This is a genomic window from Deltaproteobacteria bacterium, from assembly GCA_016223005.1.
Taxonomy (GTDB): domain Bacteria; phylum Desulfobacterota; class GWC2-55-46; order UBA9637; family GWC2-42-11; genus JACRPW01.
In genome coordinates, this window is the sequence record JACRPW010000070.1 from 23,839 (window position 1) to 34,081 (window position 10,243).

Consider the following 10,243-nt stretch of genomic DNA (forward strand, 5'->3'; position numbering starts at 1 on the left):
CCCTCTAACATGCACCGCATGATGTGGCGGTTACCATCCTGACCCTTCCTGTGGAACTGCTCACACATAATTTTATTACATCTGTGGCAAGATTTGCATTTATAAAACAAAGACCTGCTGTGTTTGATGTCCCGTTTGGATTAAACTCTACTGTAACCGTTCCAGAATTACCGTTGGTTTGTGTAACATTTACTGCAAGGGGAAGCGATACTGCCCCGCTTGCAGCCATGTTCAACCTTTCAGGGTCTGCCACTGTATTCGCAGGCCATGAACCGCTGCTGCTGCATGCGCCGCCACTCATTTTACATTGAAAAATATATGTATCAGCAGTTGTTGTGCCGGCATTCAAGGTAAGCAAAACCCTGTATTCCATATTCCTATAAATAGCCTTTGCCCTTGCCATCTGTAATTCTGTTGCAACATCCCTGACAGCAGATTTTAGTTTAGAGTGGGAAGTTGAAGTAAAGTTAGGGACAGCAAAAATAAACATAATACCCATGATTACCATAACTATAATGAGTTCAATGAATGTTAATCCTGTCTGATTATTTAGTTTCATTCATTCAACCCAAAAATTTATATACCAATTAACCAAATCATTCCCTAAAAAGAGATAAATCACAGCGCCCAATGCCAGAAATGGTCCAAAGGGCATGGCATACTTGGTGTCTTTTTTATGTACGAGCATGGCAATAATCCCAATGCCCGCACCAATAAAAGAACCTGTAAATATTGTTACAATAACAGCCTTCCAGCCTAAAAAAGCGCCGAGCATAGAGATAAGTTTTATGTCCCCGCCCCCCATCCCCTCTATGCCTCTTATTTTTTCATAACTATATAAAAATATAAAAAGGCTGCCGCCGCCTATAAGTATGCCTGCAAATGAATCTAAAGGAGTGATGTCATTTAGAAAAAAGGAACACACAAACCCAATGGCTATCCCCGGAAGGCTTATACTATCAGGGATGATTTGATGTTTAAAATCAATAAATGCTATTATAATAAGACTATCAATAAATGTGAAATATATAAAACTGTCAATGGAAAAGCCAAAATAATAAAGGGTTATGACAGCAAAAAATCCGCTTAATATCTCAACAACCGGATACTGGATACTGATAGGTGTTTTGCAATACCGGCATTTGCCGCGAAGTATTAAATAACTAATTATTGGAATATTATCATAAAATCGGATACTGTTGCTGCAATTCTGACATGATGATGGGGGAGATATGATGGACTTGCCTTCAGGTATTCTATGGATGCAGACATTTAGGAAACTGCCTATGACAGCCCCAAGTGCAAAGATAAGTAGATATAAAATTTCTATCTCTCTCATTGAACTTTGCCTGTGCCTTTATAATACCACCTGTAAATCCATTCGGGTGAAACCCCAAGATAATAATTAAAAAGAAAAAACCAATTTTTGATTGTGTTTTTTATTATACCACTTTTCATCCATCTCCTATCAGATGTTAAAACCTTTTCTTCTATCAATTTAACCTTGCCTTGTTTTTTCAACCTCCTTATAAAATCAATATCCTCCATTATTGGAAGCCCCTTAAATCCATCAACCCTGAAAAACACATCCTTCCTTACAAATATTGCCTGGTCCCCATATATAAGTCCAAGATACCTTGCACGGATATTTGCAATCAAACTTATAAAATACAAAGACCGTCTTGAAGAGTCTATTCCTAATAAAAAAGCGCCGCCAATAATATTATTATCAATTAAGGACATTTCAATCATATCTTTCCATCCGCTCGGCAGTATTGTATCAGCATGGAGAAATAAAAATACATTGCCATTAGCCTCTCTTGCGCCTGCATCCTGCTGCCCCCCCCTCCCATTTTCTGTATTTATAACCTTTACCCCTAATCTCTCTGCAATAGAAACTGTGGCATCTGAACTTCCACCATCAACAACAATAATTTCATCAGATGCCTTTGCTGATAAAACTGCCTTCTCAATGTTTGCTTCTTCATTTAACACAGGGATGATTACTGATATATACATTAGGCTATGGGCTATAGGCTACAGGCTATGGGTTTTTCTTATTGCCCATTGCCTATCACCTATTGCCTGTTTGTTTTTAATACTCTACCTCTTTTAAGAACAACCCATGCGGCGGGGCTGTCCTACCTGCCTTTGTCCTGTCTCTTGCTTCAATAATATTTTTAAAATCTTCAAGGGTAATCCTTACTCTGCCTAAATCAACTAATGTGCCTACAATTATTCTTACCATATGCATCATAAAGGCGTTGCCTTTGACCTCTATGATGACAAAATCATTTTCTTTGACAATAGATAAAGAGACTATCTCCCTTATCGCATGCTCTGAACTGCATGCAGCAGCCCTGAAGGATGAGAAGTCCTTTTCACCAATAAGGAGTTCTGCGCCTTTTTTCATTAAGTCTATGTCTAATCCCTGCTTAAAGCCTGCGGGGACAGGTTTATATGGGATGAACCAAGATGTGTTTCTATGAATTGCAGATGGATATGACCTGTTTAAGATAATGTATGTATATGTCTTGCCCTTTGCGATTAGCCTTGAATCAAAATCATCATCAACATCTTGAGCATCCTTTATCACAATATCAGAAGGGAGAAGGCTGTTTAAAGCCCTTTGAATGGAAATCGTTTTTATTGTTGTATTTGTTTTGAAATTTGCAGCCTGACTAATAGCATGCACCCCTGCATCGGTCCTGCTTGCGCCCCTAAGTTTTACATCCTCGCCTGTTATCTTTTTTATCGCAACCTTTATTGTCCCCTGAATTGTAGGCAGTCCCTGCTGCTCCTGCCAGCCGACATAGTTAGTGCCTTCATATTCAATGAGGAGTTTGATATTGCGCATAATAGCCTTACGCCTTTAGCCTATAAATACTCCCTTATCAAAACCTCTGCAATCTGGACAGCGTTCAGGGCGGCGCCCTTTCTTATATTGTCAGACACAATCCACATATTTATCCCGTTTGGTATAGTATCGTCCTCTCTTATCCTGCCAACAAAAACTTCATCATGCTCTGAAGCATCAACAGGCATTGGATAGATTTTATTTTGAGGGTCATCAAGAACCTTTATGCCCTGTGCATTGGAAAGGAGTTTTTTAACCTCTTTTGCTGTGATTTTCTTTTCTGTTTCTATATTAACGCTTTCTGAATGGCTGTTGAACACAGGCACACGCACAGCAGTTGCACTTACCTTTATTAAATCATCCCCCATAATTTTCTTTGTCTCATTTACCATCTTCATTTCTTCCTTTGTATAACCGTTTTCAAGGAACACATCTATCTGAGGAATGCAGTTAAATGCAATCTGATGAGGGAATACCTTTTTCTCAATACCTTTCATATTGAATAATGCCATCACCTGTTCTGATAGTTCATCCACTGCCTCTTTGCCAGCGCCTGAGACCGCCTGATATGTTGACACAACTATCCTCTTTATCCTCACAGCATCGTGTATAGGCTTTAATGCGACAACCATCTGGATTGTTGAGCAGTTCGGGTTTGCAATGATATTTCTTTTTTTATATTCACCTATCGCCTTTGGATTCACCTCTGGCACAACAAGCGGAATATCTGTCTCCATCCTGAACTCTGATGTGTTGTCAATAACAACACACCCTGCCTTTGCGGCAATCGGCGCATAGACCTTTGAAACAGATGCGCCCGGTGAAAAGAGTCCAATGTCTATACCTTCAAAAGTCTCTTCTGAAAGGAGTCCCACCTTCTCCTTCTTGCCTCTAAATTCAAGATATGTCCCAGCAGATCTCTCTGACGCAAGGAGTTTGAGCTTGTCAACAGGGAAATTGCGTTCCTCAAGTATCCTTAAAAACTCCTTCCCAACCATGCCTGTTGCACCTGCAATTGCAACATTGTATTTTTGCTTTTCCATCTAAAAAAACCTCCCTCTGAACTCTACCACCCTGTCTTGGTTCCTGATTCGTTAATTGTTAAATTGGCAGTGCCTTGAACTGATCCCCTTTCAGGGACAGCAGTGGCAGTATATGCAGTATTTGATGTTGCATTAAGGTTATATCTGTAATTTGCAACAGCGCCGCTAACTGATTTTTTAGGCTGAAAGGATGTAAGCCATGATGAAAACCCATTGGTAGTTACATTTCCACTGCTGTCATTTTGCCATGTATATGTTGTGGGGAAACTTGAAGCAGGTGAATATTTCCCATTATCCGTATAATATGTCTCCAGAAGCATTGAGAGTGTCTGGAGGTTTGACTTTGCCTCGCTTTTTGCACTTGCACTCATATAACTGCTGTATATCGGGATAGCAACAGATGCAAGAATAGCAAGCAGGGCAATCACAACAAGTAGTTCTATAAGTGTAAAGCCTTTGTATCTTTTCATACATCCCCCATCTCTACCCCTAAAAGTTTTAACTGGTTTTCAAGTTTTTCCCGCCACTCTATATCATCCAATGGCACTTTTTCATACGCAATCCTGTATATCATAACCGCCTCATCTATCTTCCCAAGCATAAAGGCAGCAGAACCTAAATCATATAAGTCTTTATACCCTGTGTTGTATGCAAATATATCAATACCCCTTTTCAAAGAATCGTAAGCCTTTTTGTAATCCTTTAGTTTCATATATGTAAGTCCCATCTCTCTATATATACCTGATTTTGCTGCAGCATCAGATTTCTTTAATGCTGTCTTATAATAGGATATTGCCTCGCTGTATCTGTTAAGACCATTAATAGAGATAGCCTTTAACCTGTAGCCTGTTGCCACATCAGGGTAGTTTTTTATTATCATATTCGTATAGGTAACTGTCTTTTCATAATCCTTTTCTTTATTGTGAATCATTGCCATAATCTGATTTAATATACTTGATGATGGATATATCTCAAGAAGTTTTGATATTGTTTTTTTTAATTGGTTTATATCATTTTTACCTATGACCGAATCTACATCCCTGCCGTATATTCCAAACGGGTCTATATCTTTTAGTTCGTATTCTTTTGCAAGAACAGGGTGGAGGGCATTATTGATATAAAGAATCTCTGCATCATCGAAAAATATTATAACATACTGCGGAAACTTTTTAATTATATCTTTGAAGACCTTATTGCCTATCTGAACACTGATAAATGTTGGGTTGTATTTCTCAAGCACCTTTTTAAGAGTCCATTCATTGGTAAAGGCATTGTCAGCTGTGTAAAAATCCTCATCCTTAAAAAAAAACGGCACCTCCATATCCATAAATATCTTGTATTTCGGGTGCAGCATCCATTGGAGATAACCGCCGTTGTTTGGATGATTTAAGATATTACCGCCAACCTTAATATGATTTAAAAATGTAACAATACCTTCAGGCAGATTTTTATTTGAAAATGGATACCTTGGCGGGTTGCCAAAACTATTTTTAAAATATGTAAATGACATAAATAGCAATATTGCCATAATAAATATCTTTGCCTTGCCATTCAACCATGCTGATGAACCAAATGCACAATTTCTCATTACAGGCAGACTTAATAAAAGAAACTCGTAACGGAATCTTCCCAATTTTGTTAAAAGAAATAACCCTCCGATAAGCATTAATAGATGGCTTATTCTGATGTTTTTGCTCCAGATAGATTTTACTGCTGATATACATATCGCTACAAAGAGTATATTGAATATTGTATCAAAGGACGGAATAAGTTTAATAAATTCAAATACAAGAAGTTCGTCTAAACCTGTTTGTCTGAATTCATTGATATATACAGATGCATACGCTGTTGATACAAAAGGGACCCCCATTAGTTTTGCCCCATGGGGTGTTAAATATATCATCCCGAGTGAAAGGACTGCAGAGATGATAAAGGGGTATTCTTCTCTTTTAATATGCTCCCTGTTCTTTATATGGGTAATGAAAAATTCCGCAAGATAAGACAGAATTATGAGGAATACAACAGGATATTCAATCCCGTGCAGATTAAACCACAGGATTGAAAAAAGGGGCAATAGATAAAGTAGTCTTTTTGGCTGAAATTCAAATATGTAAATAAACAAGAGTATAAAAAGGTATGTAAAGGTATGGGGTCGGACAAGGGTATATCTTGGTATTAGAAATAAGAGGCAAAGGGTAAAGATTATAAGAAAATAGATATATTTATCTTCATCCTGCCTTTTCAAGAGAAGACACAATACAAGAAAAGCAGCGGCAAGATAGGTAATAGCCCTTAAAAAAACCAGACCATAGTAATCAAAAAATGAATAGACCGCATATACCAGAACTTGAAAAAGCCAGTAATAATCAACCCACTGTCTTGGCGGTTGTATAAATGAAAAGAAACTGTCTACAGGCAAGTGCCTGTTTGTAATTATATATCTCCCGCTGTTTAAGTGATACCAGAGGTCTGTATCACCTGCTATGATAGGCCATCTCAAGAAATAATAAGCCGCTGCAGACAAGAGAATAAATATCAGGAAATAAGTGTATCGTGCTGAAGTTAAATAAGAATTAAACTCATTGTAAAGTGATAATGGTTTCATCTAAACAGGTTGTATTTAACAATGCAGTAAACTGCCCACAATCCGTCTTCCCAATTGATTTTTTTACCTTCTGTGTAGGTCCTGCCATAATATGATATGCCTACTTCATATATACGGCATTCCTTTTTTGCGACTTTGGCAGTGATTTCAGGTTCAAACCCAAAACCGTTTTCTTCTATTTCAATTGACTGGATAATCTCTCTACGGAATGCCTTATAGCATGTCTCAATATCGGTTAAGTTAAGATTGGTCAGCATATTAGATAGAAATGTCAATATGCCGTTTCCAACACGGTGCCAGAAATACAATGTACGATGCCTTTCTCCGCCAATAAACGGGAGCCGAAAACCACATCTGCCCTATCTTGAACTATAGGCGCAATAATCTTTGAATATTCATTAGGGTCATATTCCAAATCAGCATCCTGAATAATGATAATATCGCCTGTCGCGTATTTAACCCCTGTCCTTACTGCAGCGCCTTTCCCCAGATTCCTTTCATGATAAAAAACCTTATCTACTTCTTTTTCAATTTCATTTTTAAGGTGCTGCCGCGTCCCATCTGTAGAATAGTCATCAACAATAATAATTTCTTTTTTATTCGGCAGCGCCTTTTTAACAGCATCTACAATTGTCTTAATGGTTGTTATCTCATTGAAACATGGGATAATTACAGAAAGTTTCACCCTTGCCTCTCCATATACTCCTTTGCCTGATAGATAAACGCCTCCAGTCTGCTCTTTGAGTTTGTATCCTCAAGTCCTTCATAGACCATGTTTATATATGGTATGTTATTGTTTTCCTCCTTAACCTTTTTCAGCAAGGCATTTACAACAGTCCCTGGCATGCATGTAAATGGCATTGCATTGACAATACCGTGTGTGCCTTTGCGTATGTAGTCCATTGCCTTGCCAACTGATAGTATTGCCTCTCCTTCAAAGGACTCATGGATATAAGGGGAAGCGAGGTTCATTATCTCTCGTATTTCCGGTTCATGCCCTCCCCTTAAATCACCATCAAGAATATGCAATGTTTTATGCTCGTCCTTCCTCTGAAAAAAATCATGCATAACAGTTCGCAGATAATTTGAATAATGCCCCCTCTCCCGGTTCCTCTTTTTTGCACAATAGTTTGTGTAATATATCCACTCTGCAATCGGCGGCATCCTGACCTCTGCACCAAGTGATTCCAACTGCTTTACGAGATTATTGTTGCTGAATCTGTTGCTCCTGACATATATCTCGCCTACAACACCTATAATCGGCTTGCCCTCGGGTTTATAAACCGCTATTTTTCCAAACTCCTCTTTTGCCTTTCTTAATTCCCCTTCAGGGAACCTCCTCTGCCTTATTGCATCGCAGATTTTATAAAGGCATCTCCAATAAGCATCCTCTGCCTCCCCGGGATTTTTCTCGTATGGTCTTGTCTCCCTGAGTTTTTTCTCAAGTGTATCTATTGCCACAATCCCCCACCAACACAGTCTTGTGAAGTCTCCGCCAACCATCCCGAGTTCCTTATAAAAAGCCTCATCCTGGTCAGGGGCATATACAGGCACATTATTGAACCCAAGTTCATCAAGAACAAGCCTATGGTATCTGTTGTATTTTCCGAACCTGCACGGGCCATTGCCTGACGGCATAAAGAATGCTGAACATTCGGGCTTAAAATCACACCTCTTTGTTATCTTTACCATATCGCCTGTTGTGATTATGCACGGATAGCACTCCCTTCCAGATGTGTATCTCCTGCCCAATTTAAGTGTCTCATCATCAGGCTCAGGTATTACCTCTGCATCCAAACCGCATGACTGAAATGCCGCTGCCATCGCATATGCGGCATCAGCCATATTCGGCAGATAAATCTTCTTTTTAAGCCCTGTCCTATGAACAGGCTGCTTTTCAATGGTTGTCTTGGGTCTTGGGTCTTGAGTCTTGAGTCTTATGTTTTTAAGGCTGTCCATAAACGCCTCGCACCTTGTAACAGCCCCTGCATCTGCTGAATGTTCATCAATCTCAAGTTGTAAAAAAGGCTTGCCCTTTGACATATCTTTAAAGAAGTGGGTTATGAACGAATCAGGACCGCAGCCAAAGTTTGTGATATAGACCGCATAGAGGTTCGGCATGTCCCTTAAGAGTTTTGCTGCTGCTATTATCCTCTGACCTGAACGCCAGTAAATATCTACTGCTATTGCATCATCAATTGCATCATCAAGAGGCAGCATGTCAAACGGGATTGCCAAGATATTCATATCCATAAGTTTCTGGGGAAGTTCAAGGTTTATGCCGTTGTCCATTGTATTGTAAGGTCTGCCGACAATCACAAGCGCAATCTCATTAGATTTTATTTTTTTGACTGCATCTTCTCCAATCTTCATACGCTTGTTGTGGAATATCCTCTGGGACGACCATGCAATATCCAAAGCCTTATCAACCTCTGCTTTATTCCTGCCCAGCATATAACCGAATTCGTAAAAATCCTTTTTCACATACCTTTCACGCTTATTAAAATGGATAACAGGCTTTAATATCTCTACGTCCAATGCCTTAAAATCAAATGCCGATGCTGTAAGATACGGCATAGTCTGGACATAAGGACAGTGGTATGTAAATGCATGCCCTTCTTTTGCAGGTTTTAGATTTATTATACTGGGTATAAATATCTTCTTAACACCTTTGTTTATTAAATCCTGCACATGACCGTGTGCAATCTTAATCGGGAAGCATGTCTCTGTAACAATCCTCTCAACACCTTCTCTTATGATTTCCCTGTTGGTTGGAGACGAAAGAATTACCTTATATCCAAGTTCATTGAAAAATGCCTTCCAAAACGGATACATCTCATAGATAAAAAGCGCTCTCGGGACACCTATGGAAGGCACATCATCCGGAAGTTTTCTACCCTTATATGAACCATAAAGCGCCTTTTCCCTCTCCTGATATAAATCCGGCAGATGGTTGTGTTTATCAGATGCCCTGTTTATGTCATATTTCTCACATCTGGAACCGTAATATAAAGGTTTTTCCCCTTCAACTGTAACCTGCTTTATATCGCAGACATTTGCGCAGTCCCTGCACTTAAAGGATGTGAGTGTATATTTCTTTTTACTCAGATCAAAACCCTTGAATTTAGTTCTGACCCATGACCCATGACCCATGACCCTTTCTTCTTTTGCAAGCATTGCAACACCAATAGCACCTGTAACATCATGGTTTTCAGGCACTGTAATCTTCTTGCCTGTAACAATTTCAAACGCAGATACAACACCGAGGTTTGCCGCTGTCCCACCCTGAAAGAATATATTATTCCCTATCCTCCTGTCCCCAACAACACGATTAAGGTAATTGTGGACTATGGAATATGAGAGCCCTGCAGCAAGTTCATCCTTTTTAGCGCCGTTTTGCTGGTGATGTACCATGTCTGATTCTATGAATACTGTGCATCTTTCGCCCATAGACGCGGGCGAGCCGCAGGAAAGGGCAAGATCGGAAAATTCATTTTTTATAGATATGCCGAGTTTTTCTGCCTGCTCTTCAAGGAATGAGCCTGTTCCTGCAGCACAGACCTTGTTCATCTCAAAATCAACAACCACACCGTCTTTTAAGGCAATGTATTTTGAATCCTGTCCGCCTATCTCAAAAATCGTATCAACTGTCGGGTCAATATGGGCAGCGGCAGTAGCCTGCGCAGTAATCTCATTCCTTATGCAGTCTGCGCCAACAAAATCACCTGTTAAATACCT

Annotated in this window: 8 protein-coding genes and 1 pseudogene; all 9 read right to left on the reverse strand. The window is 39.4% G+C overall.

Annotated features, from left to right (window positions below):
• Positions 1–4: 4 nt before the first annotated feature.
• A complete protein-coding gene (locus HZC45_07575) occupies positions 5–559 on the reverse strand; it encodes a GspH/FimT family pseudopilin (protein MBI5683007.1) in 555 nt (184 codons plus the stop codon).
• On the reverse strand, positions 560–1,339 hold the full coding sequence (locus HZC45_07580; protein MBI5683008.1) for a prepilin peptidase: 780 nt from the start codon (positions 1,337–1,339) through the stop codon (positions 560–562). It lies immediately after the preceding gene.
• A complete protein-coding gene (locus HZC45_07585) occupies positions 1,336–2,019 on the reverse strand; it encodes a TIGR04283 family arsenosugar biosynthesis glycosyltransferase (protein ID MBI5683009.1) in 684 nt (227 codons plus the stop codon). The genes HZC45_07580 and HZC45_07585 overlap by 4 nt, the downstream gene beginning before the upstream one ends.
• Positions 2,020–2,095: 76 nt before the next feature.
• Positions 2,096–2,857, reverse strand: a complete 762-nt coding sequence (gene truA / locus HZC45_07590) for a tRNA pseudouridine(38-40) synthase TruA (protein MBI5683010.1) — start codon at positions 2,855–2,857, stop codon at positions 2,096–2,098.
• 20 nt (positions 2,858–2,877) lie between these two features.
• Complete coding sequence (locus HZC45_07595) at positions 2,878–3,900, reverse strand: aspartate-semialdehyde dehydrogenase (GenBank protein MBI5683011.1); 1,023 nt, start codon at positions 3,898–3,900, stop codon at positions 2,878–2,880.
• Positions 3,901–3,923: 23 nt separating this feature from the next.
• Positions 3,924–4,370, reverse strand: a complete 447-nt coding sequence (locus tag HZC45_07600) for a prepilin-type N-terminal cleavage/methylation domain-containing protein (GenBank protein ID MBI5683012.1) — start codon at positions 4,368–4,370, stop codon at positions 3,924–3,926.
• The gene (locus HZC45_07605) at positions 4,367–6,400 is read right to left on the reverse strand and encodes a hypothetical protein (protein MBI5683013.1); all 2,034 of its coding nucleotides are present in this window, start codon (positions 6,398–6,400) and stop codon (positions 4,367–4,369) included. The genes HZC45_07600 and HZC45_07605 overlap by 4 nt, the downstream gene beginning before the upstream one ends.
• A 101-nt stretch (positions 6,401–6,501) precedes the next feature.
• Positions 6,502–7,190: pseudogene (locus tag HZC45_07610) on the reverse strand (glycosyltransferase family 2 protein).
• Positions 7,187–10,243 (reverse strand): CoA activase (locus HZC45_07615; GenBank protein MBI5683014.1); only part of this gene is annotated, 3,057 nt, incomplete at its 5' end. The gene HZC45_07615 and the pseudogene HZC45_07610, both read right to left, overlap by 4 nt.

Coding starts and splice junctions, on each gene's coding strand:
- HZC45_07575 (MBI5683007.1), bottom strand. CDS start 559: ATGAAACTAAATAATCAGACAGGATTAACATTCATTGAACTCATTATA.
- HZC45_07580 (MBI5683008.1), bottom strand. CDS start 1,339: ATGAGAGAGATAGAAATTTTATATCTACTTATCTTTGCACTTGGGGCT.
- HZC45_07585 (MBI5683009.1), bottom strand. CDS start 2,019: ATGTATATATCAGTAATCATCCCTGTGTTAAATGAAGAAGCAAACATT.
- truA (MBI5683010.1), bottom strand. CDS start 2,857: ATGCGCAATATCAAACTCCTCATTGAATATGAAGGCACTAACTATGTC.
- HZC45_07595 (MBI5683011.1), bottom strand. CDS start 3,900: ATGGAAAAGCAAAAATACAATGTTGCAATTGCAGGTGCAACAGGCATG.
- HZC45_07600 (MBI5683012.1), bottom strand. CDS start 4,370: ATGAAAAGATACAAAGGCTTTACACTTATAGAACTACTTGTTGTGATT.